Source organism: Williamsia sp. DF01-3 (assembly GCF_023051145.1).
Taxonomy (GTDB): domain Bacteria; phylum Actinomycetota; class Actinomycetes; order Mycobacteriales; family Mycobacteriaceae; genus Williamsia.
The window spans coordinates 4184802-4201452 of sequence record NZ_JALKFS010000005.1 but is presented as its reverse complement, the minus strand read 5'-3'; the positions used below and the strand labels follow the sequence as shown (position 1 = coordinate 4201452).

At 65.5% G+C, this 16651-nt stretch carries 19 protein-coding genes and 1 pseudogene; 16 read left to right on the top strand and 4 right to left on the bottom strand.

The features are described 5' to 3' along the window. Positions 1–6 precede the first annotated feature (6 nt). On the top strand, positions 7–909 hold the full coding sequence (truA, locus tag MVA47_RS21935) for a tRNA pseudouridine(38-40) synthase TruA (protein ID WP_308280587.1): 903 nt from the start codon (positions 7–9) through the stop codon (positions 907–909). A gap of 43 nt (positions 910–952) precedes the next feature. On the opposite strand, the gene MVA47_RS21930 is transcribed toward truA, so the two are convergent. Continuing rightward, entirely contained in the window at positions 953–1435 is a 483-nt protein-coding gene (locus tag MVA47_RS21930; protein ID WP_247209867.1) for a TM2 domain-containing protein, read from the bottom strand. A 29-nt stretch (positions 1436–1464) separates the two neighbouring features. Beyond that, entirely contained in the window at positions 1465–2805 is a 1341-nt protein-coding gene (locus MVA47_RS21925) for an AAA family ATPase (RefSeq protein WP_374474444.1), read from the bottom strand. Between the two features lie 515 nt (positions 2806–3320). On the opposite strand from MVA47_RS21925, the gene MVA47_RS21920 reads away from it, so the two are divergent. The 15 genes and pseudogenes from MVA47_RS21920 to ahcY all read left to right on the top strand — a co-directional run bounded on the left by MVA47_RS21920 (position 3321) and on the right by ahcY (position 14652). Beyond that, positions 3321–3632 carry a hypothetical protein gene (locus MVA47_RS21920; RefSeq protein ID WP_116915025.1) on the top strand — a complete coding sequence of 104 codons (312 nt, stop codon included), beginning with the start codon at positions 3321–3323 and terminating at the stop codon, positions 3630–3632. Continuing rightward, positions 3629–4000 (top strand): YbaB/EbfC family nucleoid-associated protein, encoded by a 372-nt coding sequence (locus tag MVA47_RS21915; protein WP_247209865.1) that lies wholly within the window; start codon positions 3629–3631, stop codon positions 3998–4000. Before MVA47_RS21920 ends, MVA47_RS21915 begins: the two co-directional genes overlap by 4 nt. A gap of 86 nt (positions 4001–4086) precedes the next feature. Beyond that, the gene (locus MVA47_RS21910; RefSeq protein WP_247209864.1) at positions 4087–4404 is read left to right on the top strand and encodes a type VII secretion target; all 318 of its coding nucleotides are present in this window, start codon (positions 4087–4089) and stop codon (positions 4402–4404) included. Positions 4405–4417: 13 nt separating this feature from the next. Beyond that, on the top strand, positions 4418–5731 hold the full coding sequence (locus tag MVA47_RS21905) for a hypothetical protein (protein ID WP_247209863.1): 1314 nt from the start codon (positions 4418–4420) through the stop codon (positions 5729–5731). A 5-nt stretch (positions 5732–5736) separates the two neighbouring features. Continuing rightward, entirely contained in the window at positions 5737–6060 is a 324-nt protein-coding gene (locus MVA47_RS21900) for a PE family protein (RefSeq protein ID WP_247209862.1), read from the top strand. Further along, the gene (locus tag MVA47_RS21895) at positions 6057–7085 is read left to right on the top strand and encodes a PPE domain-containing protein (RefSeq protein WP_247209861.1); all 1029 of its coding nucleotides are present in this window, start codon (positions 6057–6059) and stop codon (positions 7083–7085) included. Before MVA47_RS21900 ends, MVA47_RS21895 begins: the two co-directional genes overlap by 4 nt. After that, a complete protein-coding gene (locus tag MVA47_RS21890) occupies positions 7082–7912 on the top strand; it encodes an ESX secretion-associated protein EspG (RefSeq protein ID WP_247209860.1) in 831 nt (276 codons plus the stop codon). Before MVA47_RS21895 ends, MVA47_RS21890 begins: the two co-directional genes overlap by 4 nt. Before the next feature lie 124 nt (positions 7913–8036). Beyond that, on the top strand, positions 8037–8369 hold the full coding sequence (locus MVA47_RS21885) for a WXG100 family type VII secretion target (RefSeq protein ID WP_247209859.1): 333 nt from the start codon (positions 8037–8039) through the stop codon (positions 8367–8369). A 38-nt stretch (positions 8370–8407) separates the two neighbouring features. Continuing rightward, the gene (locus MVA47_RS21880; RefSeq protein WP_023955906.1) at positions 8408–8698 is read left to right on the top strand and encodes a WXG100 family type VII secretion target; all 291 of its coding nucleotides are present in this window, start codon (positions 8408–8410) and stop codon (positions 8696–8698) included. 270 nt (positions 8699–8968) lie between these two features. Then, positions 8969–10513: an APC family permease gene (locus tag MVA47_RS21875; RefSeq protein ID WP_247209858.1), complete on the top strand. Its 1545-nt coding sequence runs from the start codon at positions 8969–8971 to the stop codon at positions 10511–10513. A 157-nt stretch (positions 10514–10670) separates the two neighbouring features. Next, positions 10671–11910, top strand: a pseudogene (locus tag MVA47_RS21870) (alkane 1-monooxygenase). Further along, positions 11907–12077: a rubredoxin gene (locus MVA47_RS27105; RefSeq protein WP_308280586.1), complete on the top strand. Its 171-nt coding sequence runs from the start codon at positions 11907–11909 to the stop codon at positions 12075–12077. Before MVA47_RS21870 ends, MVA47_RS27105 begins: the two are co-directional and overlap by 4 nt. A 76-nt stretch (positions 12078–12153) precedes the next feature. After that, positions 12154–12333 (top strand): rubredoxin, encoded by a 180-nt coding sequence (locus tag MVA47_RS21865; RefSeq protein WP_030164608.1) that lies wholly within the window; start codon positions 12154–12156, stop codon positions 12331–12333. 101 nt (positions 12334–12434) lie between these two features. Continuing rightward, positions 12435–13133 (top strand): TetR/AcrR family transcriptional regulator, encoded by a 699-nt coding sequence (locus tag MVA47_RS21860; RefSeq protein ID WP_247209857.1) that lies wholly within the window; start codon positions 12435–12437, stop codon positions 13131–13133. Between the two features lie 40 nt (positions 13134–13173). After that, a complete protein-coding gene (gene ahcY / locus MVA47_RS21855; protein ID WP_023955902.1) occupies positions 13174–14652 on the top strand; it encodes an adenosylhomocysteinase in 1479 nt (492 codons plus the stop codon). Between the two features lie 106 nt (positions 14653–14758). On the opposite strand, the gene MVA47_RS21850 is transcribed toward ahcY, so the two are convergent. After that, positions 14759–15244, bottom strand: a complete 486-nt coding sequence (locus MVA47_RS21850; RefSeq protein WP_247209856.1) for a hypothetical protein — start codon at positions 15242–15244, stop codon at positions 14759–14761. 363 nt (positions 15245–15607) lie between these two features. After that, the gene (locus tag MVA47_RS21845; protein WP_247209855.1) at positions 15608–16465 is read right to left on the bottom strand and encodes a hypothetical protein; all 858 of its coding nucleotides are present in this window, start codon (positions 16463–16465) and stop codon (positions 15608–15610) included. Positions 16466–16651: the final 186 nt, after the last annotated feature.

The window sequence follows — 16651 nt, the reverse complement described above, 5'->3', positions numbered from 1 at the left end:
GAGAACATGTCTGACGAGCCCGTCACCGGAGTTTCCGGTGGCGGGCTTCGTCATTTCGTCTCGCCGGCCCGGCTGCGTATGCAGATCGGTTACGACGGAACAGATTTCGCCGGATGGGCCCGACAACCCGGGCAGCGCACGGTGTGCGGGGTTCTGGAGCAGACTCTGTCCACCATCGTCCGAGAGCCCGTCACTCTGACGGTCGCCGGACGCACCGATGCCGGCGTACACGCCACCGGTCAGGTCGCCCACTTCGACGTGTCCGGCGAGGCGTTGCAGACCAGGTCGATTGCCGGTGAACCCGCGAACCTCGTTCGACGGCTGGCGAAGATGTTGCCGCCCGACGTCCGGGTGAAGGATGTCGAGACCGCACCTGCCGAGTTCGACGCCCGATTCTCGGCGCTGCGCCGGCACTACGAATACCGACTGGCCGATGATCCCTGGGGTGCCGAGCCGGTGGCTGCTCGCACAACGGCGGCATGGACGCGGCCCCTCAATGTGGACAGGATGCAACAGGCATCAGCAGAACTGGTGGGTCTGAACGATTTCGCCGCCTTCTGCCGCCGGCGTGATGGGGCGACCACCGTTCGTCACCTACAGCGGTTCGAATGGGTGCGTGACGACTATGGCGTGCTCGTGGCCCAGGTGAGTGCCGACGCCTTCTGCTGGTCGATGGTGCGCTCACTCGTGGGTGCGGTCGCCGTGGTGGGGGAGGGCCGACGGACGCCCGAATGGTGCGCCGGACTCCTCCGACAACGGGTTCGCTCCAGCGAGGTGCCCGTCGCGCCGGCGTGCGGTCTGAGTCTCGTCGGTGTGGACTACCCTCCCGATGAGCAAGTCGCCGAACGCAATTCCGTGACCCGTGAGGTCAGGTCGGCGATCGACCCGGCCGGGTGCTGCGGCGACTGACCGCTTCCACGGGCCTCCCGTGCGTCTCCATGCCGTCCGATGGTCAGGGACGCAGCTTGAATCCCCGCGGGTCTCGCACCGCGCCGGTGAACATCATGATCGCATCGATGATCACCCAGATGCCGAGGCCGAACAACACCAGCCAGCCGACCAGGACGAGGGTCAGCAGCCAACCGACGAACAGCGTGATGAGCTGAGTGACGGCGATACCGTTCGAGCCCAGGTAAAAGCGTCCGGCGCCGAAGCCTCCCAGAAAGAGTTGTAGCAAGCCGGCCGTCGCTTTCGACTTGTCCGACAACGGTTCTCCGGTGAACGGGTCACGACCGAACGGCGCGCCCGGGTCGCCGCCGAACCCATACCCGGGCCCGTAAGGCTGGTTGTAGAACGGTTGCGGAGCGAACTGCGGCGCCGGAAACGGCTGCTGCTGATAATGCGTCTGGTCCCACGGCTGTGACGGGTTCGCCGGCCGCGTCGGATCGTATGGATCAGGAACGCCCGAATCGTCGTATGGCATGGGATAGTTCATTTTTGTACCTCGCTGGTCGACCGGATGGGTCAGGAGTTGTAAAAGGGTTCGCCCCGGCGCGATGCGGTGGTCGAGAAGTCCTCGGCGACCGTGGCCGCCAACTCGACAAAGGCCCTGCGGGTCGCCTTGCCGAGAAGGTCGAGGTCGACCTCCGCGCCCTCGGCGAGGTGGTCGTCGAACGGGATCTGCTGCACCGCGCGACAACGGGTGAGGAAGTGGGCGCTGAGCTGACCGGTGTCGATGGTGGAGGCCCCTGGGCGCGACGAGCTGAGTACCACCACCGCGCCGGAGACCAGGTGCCCGAAACCGTGCGCCTGCAACCAGTCCAGGGTGGCGCCGGCGCTGCGGGCACCGTCGATGGCGGGCGAGGTGACGAGGATGAGTGAATTGGCCATGTCGAGTACACCGTTCATCGCCGAGTGGCTCAACCCGGTGCCACAGTCGGTGATGATGATGTTGTAGAACCGCTGCAGCACCGTCATCACGCCGCGGTAGTCGGTCTCGCTGAACGCTTCGGCAACCGCGGGATCACGTTCGGAAGCAAGAACTTCCAACCGACTCGGGGCCTGGGAGGTGTGGGCCCGCACATCCGAGTAGCGGTAGATCGATTCATCGGAGAGCAGGTCGCGCACGGTGGACCGCGTCTGCTGCGGAATGCGCTGAGCAAGCGTGCCCAGGTCGGGGTTCGCGTCCACAGCGATCACGCGATCGCCGCGCAGAGAAGCGAACGTCGATCCCAGACCAACTGTTGCGGTTGTCTTTCCGACGCCACCCTTGAGGGAGAGAACCGCTATGCGGTAATCGCCGCGCACCGGCTGGTTCACCCGATCGAGGAGTTGCTTGTAGATCAGGTCATCCGGCGACTCGCCGGGGTTGATGGCTCCGGCAGACAACTTGTGTACGGTGCGTCGCCATCCACTGGCCGGGGCGCGCCGTGCCTTGCGGAGCAGTGCCACCTCGTCGAGGGTGGCCGGCCCCGACACCGGGGGCTGGGGTGTGAATCCCGCCGGGCCGGGATGGGTATGCGGCGCATGGTGCTGGGGAGTCATGTACGGGGCCGGAGCGGGGCCGGACTGCGACGCTGCTTGCGGTGGTGAGGTGTGCGGTGGCGGCATCGTCGAAAAGTGTTGAGACGGTGCGGGGCCCGGTCCGGTGACGAACGGCGGAGTGGTGAAGTGCTGGGCGGCCTGCTGATCCGGGGTCGGATACTGGGGCGGGCCGGGACGGTGCGACGGGCCCGAATGTGGCGGGCCGGGGTGCGGTGCCGGGGCCGGCGAATTGCTCTGCGACATCAGAGGATCGAATGCCGTGGGCGCGGGTCCGTCATGCGCGGCGCTGAAGTGTTGCTGCGGAACTGCTGTCGGCACCATGTCCGGCGATGGACGGTTGTGCGGCGCGGGCGTCGGGTGCCCGTCGTGAGTCGATTGTCCTTCATCTATCGGAGGTTCAGGGGCGCTCGCGGGCACCTGTCCGTGCCTGCCCGGTACGTGTTCGCCCGACGGTTCCTGCAAACGGGCGTCGGGTGCGGGCGGCGAATCATGCTGCGAGACAGCGGGATTGGTGCCTCGGGGTGCGCCGAACGCGGCGACATCCACCTCTGCGGCGTCTTGCAGCCACGGCGGAGCTGCCGGCACGTCGGCATTGTCGAAACTCAAAGTACTGCCCCCTGTTGCACGATCGAACCCCCGGACACAGTTCTTCGATCTCCCCGAACTGCCCCGCACCCCGGCGTGCTCACGGCGCCGGCGACATCGCCGGCCCTGTCTTGCACACCGCCTGCACGGACTATAGACCAACGGGCGGTTCACCGGATGTTCTGGACTGGCGTTGTCGGCGCTTGTGGGTACTATCTGCAACCACAGGGGAGAAGGAATCTAGGGGGAACGTGGCTGCCGCGACTTCGCGTACCGGGAACATTGCCGTTTTGACCACTGATCAGGGCTTGCCCACATCGGTCAGGATCGAGCCCGCTGAGCTCCGGAAAGACCCGGGCCTGTTGGCCGCTGAGGTGCTCAGGCTGTGTCAGCAGGCCGCGATGAAAGCCGGTGTCGCGCGGCGTGACGAGCTCCGTGCCGGTGGGGTGAGCAGCGAGATCATCGATGCGATGAACCTCCCGCGTCCCGACGACCTCGCCCGGGCCGAGTACGAGGACGACGCGGTCGCCGGTGCTCCCGGTAGCTGGATGAGGTCGGTATGAGTTCGGCCATGGACGAACTCGAGGCGCGGGCGCGGGCGCAGCTCGACGGACTCCGCGAGGTCAACGAGAAGCTCGCGGCCATCTCGGTACGGGAGACCTCACCCGATGATCGTGTCACCGCCGAGGTCGACGGGGTCGGTGCGCTGACCGGCTTGTGGTTCAGCCCCACCGCGCACGCCATCGGGGCGACAGAGCTGGGTGATCTCGTGGTCGCCACCGCGTCCACCGCCGCCGCGCACGCTTTTGCGCGGCGTGCTGCTGTGCTCGAGGACTTCAACGAGTCCTTCACCGAGCTCGTCGCCAGCCGGCCGGGCGCCGCGCGTCCCCGGTCGCCGATCGGAACCACACCGCATTCGCCGGCGTCCTAGTTCGCGACGCAGTCATCAGCACGACCGGCGTCGGCCGGTCCGCTTCTGCACGTACACGCTTCACCATTCACATCAACGGGGGTTCGATGTCCGAGATCACTGCTGTTCCTGCTGCCATCGAGGCGTTCGGTGACACGGCGGCACTAATGTCCGCTGCTGTGGCCAGCGCGGGATCCATCAACGCCGCGGCGAACATCGCTCAGATGGTGCCGGTCTTCGGGTTGATAGGCCAAGAGTTCCTCCTGGCGTTCGCCGGGGCCCAGGCCAGCCACCTGCTCGGGGTCGGTCAGCTCGCAGCGGTGCATGCGGGGACCGCAGCCGCTGCGCTGGCAACGGCATCGGAGTCCGCGGACACCGATGATGGGGCCGGCCGAGAGTTCACAGCCATCCAGTCGGCCCTGTGAAAAAGCGCGACCAGTGACCGAATCCGAGCCTGCCCCACCGGCTTCATCTCCTGTCGACCCCACCATCAATGACCTCCTGCAGGCGAGTCCGCTGGGTCCCATCCTGGACACCCCGGTCAGTCAGGTGCTCAAAGACCTGGGAATAGTCGGTCTTCCGCAGGTTCCGCCTGCTCCACCGATGCCTGGACTTCCGCCGCTGCCGCCGCTTGATCTGGACGTCCTCGTCAAGCCGCTCACCGACCTGCTCGGTGGCTTCGGTACGGGGAACCTCGGCGGTGGGGACTTCGATCCGACCTCGATACTCCAGGGGCTCTCGCAGATCCTCGATCTGTCGATGTCCATGGGTTCGGGAGCGCTCAAGGCGCTCGACCAGGTCTGGACGGGTCAGGCGGCCACTGCCACCGCAGCCAAGAGTGTGCAGGCAAGCGCTGATACGGCCGCTCTGTCCGCCCAGGGAACCACGATGACGGCCGACACTCAGGGTGCCGCGGCGATCGTCGGCACCGGGCTGGCGCTGGTACAGGGCATCATCGCGAAAACTGTTGCCATCATTGCCGCTTCGGCCCCTTTCTTGGTGACGCCTCCGGGACAGGCAGTGGCCCTCGGTGCCGCTGCCGATGGTCTCGCCGAGGCCACCGCCGTGGTCGCCGCCACGCGTGCAGAGCTGTTGGCGCCGACGGGGCACATGGTCGTGAACGGACAACCGGTGCCCGTGACCGGGGCACCGATGGCGGGTCCATCGCCGTTCTCCATCGCCGGGACGGTGCTCGACAGCGTCGGCAAGCCCATGGTCGCGGGCGTCGGGCAGCTCGGCGGGATGGCAGGTCCGGCGGGCGCTCAACTGCTCAGAACCCATGAGGCGCAACTGAAGAAGTCGGCTTCCGGTCCATCAATGGATCCCGCGAGAACCATGCCTGCCGGCCTTGCGGGTGGCCTGGGCGGTGGCGGAGGCGGCGGTGGCCTGGGTCCAGGAGGCGGCGGGCCCAGTGCGCTGAGCGCCCGTACCACCCCAGGACTGATGAGCGGCGCCGGACCGGAAGGTGTTCCGGCAACGAACAATCGCAATCAGAGCACGGTGGTCCCGGCTGCGATGGGAAGCCCGATGGCGCCGATGGGTGCGATGGGAGCCGGTCGTGGAGCTGGTGCGTCAGACGACCAGCACGAGACCGCGGACTACCTCGTCACCGAGCTCAACGGGACTCAGATCATCGGGGACATCCCGGACGTCGCGCCACCTGTGCTGGGAGAAGTGCAGACCGAAGACCGGGATTCCGCACCTGACGTGCGGTTGCGCCTGGGACCGTCGGGCCGAGACCAGGAGATATGACACCGATGAACAACGGAGAAACTTTGACCGGATCGCAGTTGAACGTCGACCCCGACGAATTGGTCCGCGCGGCAACGGATCTGGATCGACTGGCCGATCAGTTGGGCAGTGCTCTGACACAGCACCTGCCGACGCTGTCCGTTGCTCCGGCCGGCCGCGACGAAGTGTCGACCGTCGCCGCACAGACCCTGACGGCAGTGGGGGCCGAATTCGCGGCAACCACTTCGGCCGGGGTGAACGAGCTACGAAAGATCGCGGCCGTGCTGCGGGCTCAGGCCGGCGGCTACCGCGGTGCCGAAGAGAGTGTCGAGGAGGCTTTCCGGCTGTGACCGGGTTCACGGGGGTGGTCTGGGAGGCGCGGCCTGCGCAGCGGCTCGCCGCGGATCTCGTCGAAGGCGGCGCCGGGGCGACACCGTCTGCGCAAGCGGCTCTCGCCTGGGGCTGCGTCGCGGGCGTGCTCGCCGATGGGGGACTGGACTACGCGGCAATTCTGACGCGCCTCGGAACCGGTTGGGAATCTGCGACGTCCGACCACGCGTTCGCCAGGCTCGCCGACTTCGCGACCTGGTTCACCGAGGTTTCCGCGGCCGCCGTGGAGAACGCGAGAAAGGCCACGGCTCAATGCGCCGCCACCACCGTTGCTCATGCCAACATGCCCAATCTGCCTGAGATCGCTGTGACAAAGGGTATTCGGGACACCGCGGCTACCGTGGGTGCCGCCCTTGGCGCGCCGATCGGCGGCGTTGCGGCAGATGCCGAACGCGCTCTGCACGACCAGAAGCAGCGTGCTGCCCGGGTCATGGACACGTACGAGGCCGCGAGTGCACCTCTTGCCGAACCGTGGCTTCCGCCGCGTCTGACGGAGGTCGTCTCGTCCGCCGCGCTGGCCGGCGAACAGATGTCACGCCCGCCTGCGCATGTCGCGCCGGTATCGGCGCCCACCTCGACGACATCCCCCGGGCCACTGCTTCTGGGCGGATTCGCGCCGGCCCCTCAGGCTCCACGTGAGAAGACGCGTTTTGCCACAACGGTTCTGGCCGGCACCGCAACTCCGTCCGCGGCGGCCGAAGCTGCGGGCCAGCCGACACCGCAGCGGTCGACAACTGCGATGACGCCTGGGCCCCCGGTCTCGCCGCTCGCGACGGTCGGCCAGGAGTCGGCACGCGCATCCCGGTCGCCGCAGGGCGCGGGTATCGACGCAGCGGCCGTCACCCAGGACCCGACCGGTCGGTTCGGTGACGATTCGGGGCGGGCAGCCGAGGTCATCGACGCGCGATACCGCACGGGTGCACTCGATTTGCCGCCGGCCACCTCGATCCCGGCAGTCCTCGGTGCCCCGGACACAGGACGATGACAACGATGTGGATCAAGGACATCGCGCCGGAGTACCACGTGACGCTCAGCGATATCGACTATCTCGCACGGGTTCTCGACATTCAGACGTGGCCGACGGTGCTCGACGTGACGCCCATTCACGACACCGCAGTGGAGCGAGCCGCGGCGCATGCCTCCGCGTCACGAACGCTGCTGGATGCCGGGATCATGAGCAGAGATGCCTGTTCGACAGCCGGCGTGACCAAGCCACTGGCGGACGCGCTGGCCGTCCTTGCCAACCCCGAGGCTGTTGTGGAACTCCGGCGATACGGCATCGAGATGTCGGCGCGTATGTGTCTCGCCCGGAGCGGCGACAGACATGTTGTGGCACATCGACGGCCGGACGGACTCACCATCCGGATGCTCGGGACGGTCGACGCGAGCGAGGTCGGGCCGCTGATCGCCGCTGAACTCGGTGCGATGTCGGCGGCGGCCGTGCAGTCGATCAGCGCGCCCGCGGCCGAACTCCGCGAACGACTCGATCGCGCGGCCACGGCGGCCGACTATGCGGATGCGCTGTACGCCGTCGGTGCGACGCACGCTGACGCAGCCAGGTACGCGGCGGCATTCGAATCGTGTGTCGGCCATGCCGAGATCATCGCGCGGGAGGCAGGCCCGAGCGAAAATCTACGAACGTCAGGCGCGGTCGCGGTGTACGACACCGCCCGTGGCCGGATCGTGGCGAGTCCGACCATGGCGCCCGATGGCCGGATCTGGACGACGCTGTCCGCGGGCACACCGCACCGCATCGCGCAGGCAACCGACCTGTTGATGGAGACGTTGCCGACCGGCAGATGGATGCCGTGATCGGGGGAAATCGAGAGGGGGAGCAGATCCCGGTCGTCGATGCCAATCGACGAACGGGAGTCAGTCGCTGTACACGCGGACGTCATCTGATTCCGCGGCAATCACACACAAAAGGGGAAGCATCATGAGCACCGGAACCAACGGTCTCGATCTCGACGTCGCGGCCGGGTTGGCCTCGACGAAATCGGTGGGGGACATCGTCGACGACATGGGCACCGTCCTGGCCCGCATCACCGCAGACGCCGAAGAGGCGCTTGCACTGTGGAAGGGCAACGCGAGTGGGGCCTTCCAGGGCGCGGTGACCGCTTGGAAGGACGAGGCGACACAGTTGAAGACAGCTCTCGACACGCTCAAGACGTCGCTGTCGACCGGCTTCAACGGCTACGACGCCGACGACCAGGACAACGCCGGCATCTTCAACAACGTCGCCGGATCCGGACCCGCGCTCAAGCTCTGAGCGCTCCCACTTCCACTGAGTCAGAAAGCAGACCAACCATGAGCATCATCCAGTACAACTACCCGCGGATGGAAGAGCTGGCATCTCAGCTCAACAGCAACTTCAACCAGCTCGAACACCTCGCCACCACCCTGAAGTCCGAGGTGTCCCGGCTGCACGAGAACTGGCAGTCACAGCAGGCATCGCAGGCTTACGGTGCCGCGCAGCAGTCGTGGGACACCAGCTTCACCGACTCCCGCGCGCTGCTCACCGCGCTGTCGTCGAAGGTCACCGAGGCATCGAGCAACATGCAGGCTGCCGACCAGCGGACGGCCGGCTACTTCAGCTGATCGTCGGACCACCTCGAACAACCCGAAACCCGCCGGCCACCTGAGTCGGCGGGCTTCGGCGTTTGGCAGGTGGGTTGAGAGGTGCGGCGATCCGTGCCACCGCCGCCAGATCACGCCGATCGACCGGGTGCCGCAGAGCCGCCAATTTCGTTGCCGTAAGAATCTTCGTGTGCATCGCGGCGGATTGGGCAATCTACGCCGGTTGCGTCCGATAGTTTGCAGAAAGGCTGCACGCTGGGGCACGCCGCGTTCGAGTGAGGGAGTTCCTGCATGGGTAATCCGCTGACACGGACAAAGTCCGTAGAGCAATCGACGGCTGACACCGAAGAACCCGGTTCGCAGCTGAAGAAGAGTTTGACCTGGTGGGACCTCACGGTCTTCGGTGTATCGGTCGTCATCGGTGCCGGCATCTTCACGATCACCGCGTCCACCGCGGGTAACAAGGCCGGACCGGCGATCTCGCTGTCATTTGTGATGGCCGCAGTGGCGTGCGCATTGGCGGCCCTGTGTTACGCCGAGTTCGCCTCCACGGTTCCGGTGGCCGGGTCTGCCTACACCTTCGGGTATGCCACCTTCGGTGAGTTCCTGGCCTGGATCCTCGGCTGGGACCTCATCCTCGAGTTCGCGGTCGGCGCCGCAGTGGTGTCGAAGGGGTGGTCGAGCTATCTCGGCACGGTCTTCGGATTCGCGGGTGGCACAACGGAAATAGCCGGGCACACCGTCGACTGGGGTGCCTTGGTGATCGTCTCGGTGATCACCGTCCTGCTGGTGCTCGGCACCAAACTGTCGTCGACCTTCAGTGCAGTGATCACGGCCATCAAGGTGACGGTTGTGCTGCTGGTCATCGTGGTGGGCTTCTTCTACATCAAGGCCGACAACTACAAGCCGTTCATCCCGGAGTCGCAGCCATCGGAATCGGGTGGCAAGTCCGTTGACTCCACGCTCTTTTCGTTGATCACCGGTGGTGGCGACTCGAGCTACGGCTGGTACGGCGTGTTGGCGGCGGCATCGATCGTGTTCTTCGCGTTCATCGGCTTCGACGTGGTGGCAACAACTGCCGAGGAGACCAAGAATCCCAAGAAGGATGTTCCGCGAGGCATCCTCGGTTCCCTGGCCATCGTGACGGTGCTGTACATCCTGGTCACGATCGTGGTGACCGGCATGTTGAGCTACAAGGAACTGGCCACATCGGCGGGTAACGGCGAACCGAAGAACCTGGCGTACGCGTTCGGACAGAACGGTGTCACCTGGGCAGAGAAGGCGATCTCGATCGGTGCCCTGGCCGGACTGACAACCGTTGTGATGGTGTTGATGCTGGGCCAGTCCCGGGTGTTGTTCGCGATGGCCCGAGACGGACTCCTGCCGCGCTCGTTGTCGAAGACGAGCAAGTTCGGCACACCCGCCCGCATCCAGATCATCGTGGGCGTCGCGGTCGCGGTTGTCGCGGCGTTCTTCCCGATCGAGAAGCTCGAAGAGATGGTCAACGTCGGCACGCTGTTCGCCTTTGTTGTGGTCGCGGCCGGAGTCATCGTTCTCCGACGCACCCGCCCGGATCTGCCTCGAGGCTTCAAGGTGCCGTTGATGCCGATCCTGCCGATAGCGGCAATCGTGGCCTGCCTCTGGCTGATGCTGAACCTGTCGGCGCTGACGTGGATCCGGTTCCTGATCTGGATGGTCATCGGCGTAGCGGTCTACTTCCTCTACAGCCAGCGTCATTCCATGGTGGGCAAACGTCAGCGTGGCGAGATAGACGACGCTGTCGGCGACGCGGCGTTGGCCGCGGAAGCGAAGAGAGCGGGACCGAATCGGCCGTAACGGCTGACTCGCACAGAGCCCCGGTCGAGAGTCCAACTCTCGACCGGGGCTCTTTGTGAACTGGAGCGCTTTACAAATAACCCGGTATGTATAGACAACGGACGTGACACTGGTTATTGTCAAACTCATCACGTTCTACTCGACGAGGAGGTAGTTGATGAGCACCGATCTCACGGCACAGGGTGGGCAGGGGGTGTCGCCGGCTCTCGAGTGGCGAGACCGCAAGCGGTACCTGTGGTTGCTCGGCCTGATCCCCCCGACGGCACTGTTTCTCGCGGTCGGTCTGATCGCCGGCTTCAACGCACTCGGATGGAGCGCGGTGTCACCGGTGTGGTGGTGGATCGGACCTCTGCTCGTCTACGGTCTGCTACCCGTCCTCGACATCTTCTTCGGACCGGACGGTCAGAACCCTCCCGAAGAGCTGATGGAGCAACTGGAGAACGACAAGTACTACCGGTATTGCACCTACGCCTACATCCCGTTTCAGTTCGCGAGCCTGATCTTTGCCTGCTACCTGTGGACAACCAGCGATCTGAGCTGGCTGGGTGTCGAGGGCGGACTGGGGATCATCTCCAAGATCGGTGTCGCGATGTCGATCGGTGTCATGGGTGGCATCGGCATCAACACCGCTCACGAACTGGGTCACAAGAAGGATTCGCTCGAACGCTGGCTCTCGAAGATCACTCTCGCGCAGACGTTCTACGGTCACTTCTACATCGAGCACAACCGGGGCCATCACGTCCGTGTCGCGACGCCCGAGGATCCGGCCAGCGCCAAGTTCGGTGAGACTTTCTGGGCGTTCCTGCCACGCAGCGTCTGGGGTTCGCTCGCCTCGGCGTGGAAGCTCGAACGCACCCGGATGAACCGCCTGGAGCACTCTGTCTGGAACATCCGCAACGACGTGCTCAACGCCTGGCTGATGTCAGTGGTGCTCTGGGGTGCGCTGACGATCATCTTCGGCTGGGAGATATTGCCGTTCATGGTGATCCAAGCGGTGTACGGGTTCAGCCTGCTCGAGACGGTCAACTACCTGGAGCACTACGGACTGATGCGCCAGAAGCTCCCGAGTGGCCGGTACGTACGCGCGGCACCCGAGCACAGCTGGAACTCCGACCACATCTGCACCAACATCTTCCTCTATCACCTGCAGCGTCACAGCGACCACCACGCCAATCCGACCAGGCGTTACCAGGATCCTGCGGAGCTTCGACGACGCCCCGAATCTGCCCAGCGGCTACGCGAGCATGATCACGCTGGCGTACTTCCCTCCGATCTGGCGCAAGGTGATGGACCACAGGGTGATCGACCACTACGACGGCGACCTCACCAAGCTCAACGTCGTACCCGGCAAACGGGAGAAGGTGCTCGCCCGAGCGGCTGGGAGCAAGCAGCGATGAGCGCATACCGATGCCCGGTCTGCGACTACGTCTACGACGAGTCGGCCGGGGCGCCGCGCGAGGGTTTCCGGCCGGGCACAGCGTGGAGCGACGTGCCGGACGACTGGCCGTGCCCCGATTGCGGGGTCCGCGAGAAGGTCGACTTCGAACCCGCTCCAGGGCGCTGACCGCAGCGGCCGAAACATCACCGATGACATCGCACAAAGACATAACCACCAAGACATCACCACGAAGGACATCACCATGAACTACAAGCTGTACGTCTGTATGCAATGCGGGTTCGAGTACGACGAGGAAAAGGGTTGGCCCGAAGACGGAATCGCGCCGGGAACCCGCTGGGACGACATCCCGGATGACTGGAGCTGCCCGGACTGCGGTGCCGCCAAGGCCGATTTCTACATGGAGGAAGTAACCCGGTCTTGACCACCGATGCGGTGGTGCCGTTGCGGCCCGGTGTCGCGGTGCGCGCGGGCACGCGCACACGGGCCGACGGGCACACTGCCGCCGACCGATATCCTGACCGCATGTCTGAACCCCCTGTCGAGCCGGCGTCGGCACGCCACGCACCACGGGGCACAGCATCAACGGACGTCGGTTCGGTCCCGCCGCCACAGACCCCCTTCGCGCAGGCGAGCAAGAAGCTGTTGCGGGACAGCCTTCTCGACGGGATGCGTGATCTCCTGCGTACCCGCGACTGGTCGGCGGTCACCATGGCCGATGTTGCGGCGGCCTCCGGGGTCAGCAGGCAGACCGTCTACAACGAGTTCCGTTCGCGACAGGGCCTTGCCTCGGCGTACGCGCTGCGGTTGGCCGACGAACTCGTGGACCTGGTGTCAGCCGCGATCCTGGCGCACGAGGGGGAGGCGAAAGTCGCCTTGGCCGAGGGTTTCTCGGACTTCTTCGCGACTGCGGCCGACGACCCACTCATCCAGTCGTTGCTCACCGGGCAGGCGAAACCGGATCTGCTCCGGCTGATCACCACCGATGCTGGACCGTTGATCACGCAGGCCAGCTCCAGGGTCGTGGGCCTGTTACAGACGAGCTGGGTCCAGGCGGACGAGACGGCGGCGGTCAGGATCGCCCGTGCCATCGTCCGGATGGCGCTGAGCTATGTGTCGATGCCTCCCGAGGCCGACCGCGACGTCGCAGACGATCTGGCCGAGATCTTTGGGCCGGTGGTGGATGCCGCAGCCGGGGGCCGAGTCGGTTCATCCACCCGTTAGCCTGGTACCCATCATCCAAGTTGGACTTGAGGAGTGGTTAATGACATCGGTCCAGACCGGTTCGCTCACGGCGGACAACCGCAACGGTATCGACTTCAAGGTCGCCGACCTTTCGCTTGCAGAATACGGGCGTAAAGAGATCGGCCTGGCCGAACACGAGATGCCGGGCTTGATGGCACTCCGACGCGAATATGCAGATGTGTTGCCGCTCAAGGGAGCTCGGATCTCCGGATCTCTCCACATGACCGTGCAGACCGCTGTGCTGATCGAAACCCTGGTGGCTCTCGGCGCTGAAGTGCGTTGGGCCTCCTGCAACATCTTCTCCACCCAGGACGAGGCCGCCGCGGCCATCGTTGTCGGACCTCACGGCACCGTGGACGAGCCCAAGGGCGTCCCCGTGTTCGCGTGGAAGGGCGAGAGCCTCGAGGAATACTGGTGGGCTGCCGAGCAGATGCTCACCTGGCCCGGCGAACCGGCCAACATGATCCTCGACGATGGCGGCGACGCCACCATGCTGGTGCTGCGCGGCGCTCAGTTCGAGAAGGCCGGGACCGTGCCACCCACCGACGACGACACCGATTCGGCTGAATACAAGGTGTTCCTGGCGCTGCTGCGCGAGCGGTTCGAAACCGACAAGGGCAAGTGGTCGGCGATCGCGGAGTCGGTGCAGGGCGTCACCGAAGAGACCACCACGGGTGTGTTGCGGCTGTACCAGTTCGCCGCTGCCGGCGAGCTGACCTTCCCCGCCATCAACGTCAACGACTCGGTCACCAAGAGCAAGTTCGACAACAAGTACGGCACCCGCCACTCGTTGATCGACGGCATCAACCGCGGCACCGATGTCCTGATCGGCGGCAAGAAGGTGCTGATCTGCGGCTACGGCGACGTGGGCAAGGGCTGCGCCGAGTCACTCGCAGGCCAGGGGGCCCGCGTGCAGGTCACCGAGATCGACCCGATCAATGCCCTGCAGGCGTTGATGGACGGATACGACGTCGTCACGGTCGAGGACGCGATCGGCTCCGCCGACATCATCATCACCTCCACCGGCAACCTCGGCATCATCACCTTCGAGCACATGAGGCAGATGAAGCACCACGCCATCCTCGGCAACATCGGTCACTTCGACAACGAGATCGACATGGCCGGCCTGGAAGCGTCGAAGGACATGACCCGGATCAACATCAAGCCGCAGGTCGACCAGTGGATCTTCCCCGACGGCAAGGCAATCATCGTCCTGTCCGAGGGTCGTCTGCTCAACCTGGGCAACGCCACCGGCCACCCGTCGTTCGTGATGAGCAACAGCTTCTCGAACCAGGTCATCGCCCAGATCGAACTGTGGACCAAGAACGACGAGTACGACAACGAGGTCTACCGGCTGCCGAAGGCCCTCGATGAGAAGGTCGCGAAGATTCACGTCGAAGCGCTCGGCGGCAAGCTCACCAAGCTCACCAAAGAGCAGGCCGAGTACATCAATGTCGACGTCGAAGGGCCGTACAAGCCCGAGCACTACCGGTACTGATCCACATCTGAACAGGTAACGACCACCACCGAAATGGTGGGTCCAGGGGCATCACTCGGTGACCGCCTCGGGGCCCACCATTTTGTTGTCGGGGCTGTGGTGGCGATCAGCCGGTGATGATCCCGCCGCCTTCTGGTTCGTCAGCGGTGGAACGCTCGGACAGGCTGGGGCAGAAGCGCCACTGATCCTCTTCGTTCCGGAATGCCCAGTGCACCTCGCCTGTCTCGGACTCGATCGTCATCACGCCATCGATCTTGCCGACGATGCCGCTGACCGTGACGTCCTGGATGTCGATGCGGGCGGTGATCGACCCGTTGCGGTCGAAGAGCTGCTGATACCCGGCCACGGACTCGGTTCGTGAGTCCGCGGCGCAGGCCATGTCGTGGAGCCCGATCGCGTCCTGATCGTTGATGAGCTGAACACGTTTTTCCGCAGCGGCCTGGACGGCATTTTCCTCGGCCGTACCGTCCAGTCGGCCGGTGGTGGTGACCGGGCCCTGGGTGGATGAGGACGGTGCTGCGAACGGGTCGCTGTTGTTGCCGCCGTTGAACGAGAGGACGGCGGCCAACGCCACGGTCAGCACGACCACCACGCCGATGACTCCGGCGACGATCAGTCCGGTGTGTGAACCTCGTGGAGGTGGAGGTGGGGGTGGAGGCGATCCCCATGGTGCCGGCTGTCCGAAAGGCTGGGCCGGCGGCGGAGGCGGGTTCCATTGACCGGAGGGTGCGCGCCCCCACTGGCCCGGCCCCGGTGCCTGCCATTGACCGCTCTGTCCTGGTCCGTTACCGGCAGCATGCCGGCCGCTCGGTGGGCCGGGCTTTTGTGAGCCGCCTTGACCGGGATGTTGCTGACCGTGGTTGCCGGGTCGTCCGTAGGGCTCCGACGGACCTGGGTCACGCCAGGGCGACGAGCCCGGTGGTGGGTGGGTCAAGGAGTCCTTCCCGAGGGCCGCTCAGATTTCTCGGGTCGAGCAGATCAGCCAGTCCCCGGAGCGGTTCTCCATGTCGAAGGTATAGCGATTGGTGTCGAGGTCGGATTGGTTGTCCGGGTCGACGAAGGTCAGTGACACGGTTGCCTGCGCGCTGTCCCCGGTGACATCGATACCGGTGACCGAGTTGAGCTTCATGCCGACGGTGGCGGTGTCCTTGGCCTGGATGTCCTCGATCGTCGCCTCTTCGGCGCCACAGGTGACCGCGATCGCCGCGTCCCAGTCGCGTGCGGTGAACGCCGTCGTGTACTCGCGCACGGCCGCCTCGATCTGCTCCTCGGCGTCGGCGGTCGAGGTCTGCGAACTGTCGGTGGTTTCCGACGACCCGGTGGATTCCGAGGTGGCCGTCGAACTGGACGGCGAGGCTTTGGAGTCGTCGTCGTTGCCGCCGAGAACAAGGAACAGCACAATGCCCAGGGCGATGACCACTGCGGCCGCGATTCCGATGCCGATGATCCAGGGCGTCTTCGACGGCTTCGGCCCGGAAGGGGGACCGTAACCCGGCCCGCCGGGACCGCCTCCCGGTGGCGGCGGGGTGGTTCCGTAAGGCTGCTGGTAGCCGCCGTACTGGCCGGAGTTGTACTCACCCGGGCGGTACTCGCTTGTCGGTTCGTACTGCGGTTGTCCGCCGCCGGGCGTCGAGGGTTGTCCCCAGCCGGGCTGTTGTCCGGCCTGACCGCCCCAGGTGGGTTCGCCGGGCTGGCCCCAATTCGGCTGCTGTCCCGGTTGTCCGCCCCAGGTCGGTTCACCCGGACCGGAACCCCACCGAGGGTCGCCCTGGTTGTCGCCCGAGCCGTAGGGGCCTTGCGGTGGTTGCGTCATCGGGGCCTCCGGGCGAGTTTCGGGAGCGGCGGGGGTGTCAGCTCGGTGTGTGGTGAATAGCGTTTGCGCAGCGGCGGTTTGCTGTGTTCGAACATTACTGGGGATACCGGCACCCACCAACAGGGGAGTCGACCACACGCCGGGTCGTTGCCGACATGTGATCGTGGTGAGAGGCGGCTTCCGTGG

What these genes read in the sequence shown, in the direction of transcription:
- truA (WP_308280587.1), top strand. Translation starts at nt 7, where the DNA reads ATGTCTGACGAGCCCGTCACCGGAGTTTCCGGTGGCGGGCTTCGTCAT.
- MVA47_RS21930 (WP_247209867.1), bottom strand. Translation starts at nt 1,435, where the DNA reads ATGAACTATCCCATGCCATACGACGATTCGGGCGTTCCTGATCCATAC.
- MVA47_RS21925 (WP_374474444.1), bottom strand. Translation starts at nt 2,805, where the DNA reads ATGGTGCCGACAGCAGTTCCGCAGCAACACTTCAGCGCCGCGCATGAC.
- MVA47_RS21915 (WP_247209865.1), top strand. Translation starts at nt 3,629, where the DNA reads ATGAGTTCGGCCATGGACGAACTCGAGGCGCGGGCGCGGGCGCAGCTC.
- MVA47_RS21910 (WP_247209864.1), top strand. Translation starts at nt 4,087, where the DNA reads ATGTCCGAGATCACTGCTGTTCCTGCTGCCATCGAGGCGTTCGGTGAC.
- MVA47_RS21900 (WP_247209862.1), top strand. Translation starts at nt 5,737, where the DNA reads ATGAACAACGGAGAAACTTTGACCGGATCGCAGTTGAACGTCGACCCC.
- MVA47_RS21890 (WP_247209860.1), top strand. Translation starts at nt 7,082, where the DNA reads ATGACAACGATGTGGATCAAGGACATCGCGCCGGAGTACCACGTGACG.
- MVA47_RS21885 (WP_247209859.1), top strand. Translation starts at nt 8,037, where the DNA reads ATGAGCACCGGAACCAACGGTCTCGATCTCGACGTCGCGGCCGGGTTG.
- MVA47_RS21880 (WP_023955906.1), top strand. Translation starts at nt 8,408, where the DNA reads ATGAGCATCATCCAGTACAACTACCCGCGGATGGAAGAGCTGGCATCT.
- MVA47_RS21875 (WP_247209858.1), top strand. Translation starts at nt 8,969, where the DNA reads ATGGGTAATCCGCTGACACGGACAAAGTCCGTAGAGCAATCGACGGCT.
- MVA47_RS27105 (WP_308280586.1), top strand. Translation starts at nt 11,907, where the DNA reads ATGAGCGCATACCGATGCCCGGTCTGCGACTACGTCTACGACGAGTCG.
- MVA47_RS21865 (WP_030164608.1), top strand. Translation starts at nt 12,154, where the DNA reads ATGAACTACAAGCTGTACGTCTGTATGCAATGCGGGTTCGAGTACGAC.
- MVA47_RS21860 (WP_247209857.1), top strand. Translation starts at nt 12,435, where the DNA reads ATGTCTGAACCCCCTGTCGAGCCGGCGTCGGCACGCCACGCACCACGG.
- ahcY (WP_023955902.1), top strand. Translation starts at nt 13,174, where the DNA reads ATGACATCGGTCCAGACCGGTTCGCTCACGGCGGACAACCGCAACGGT.
- MVA47_RS21845 (WP_247209855.1), bottom strand. Translation starts at nt 16,465, where the DNA reads ATGACGCAACCACCGCAAGGCCCCTACGGCTCGGGCGACAACCAGGGC.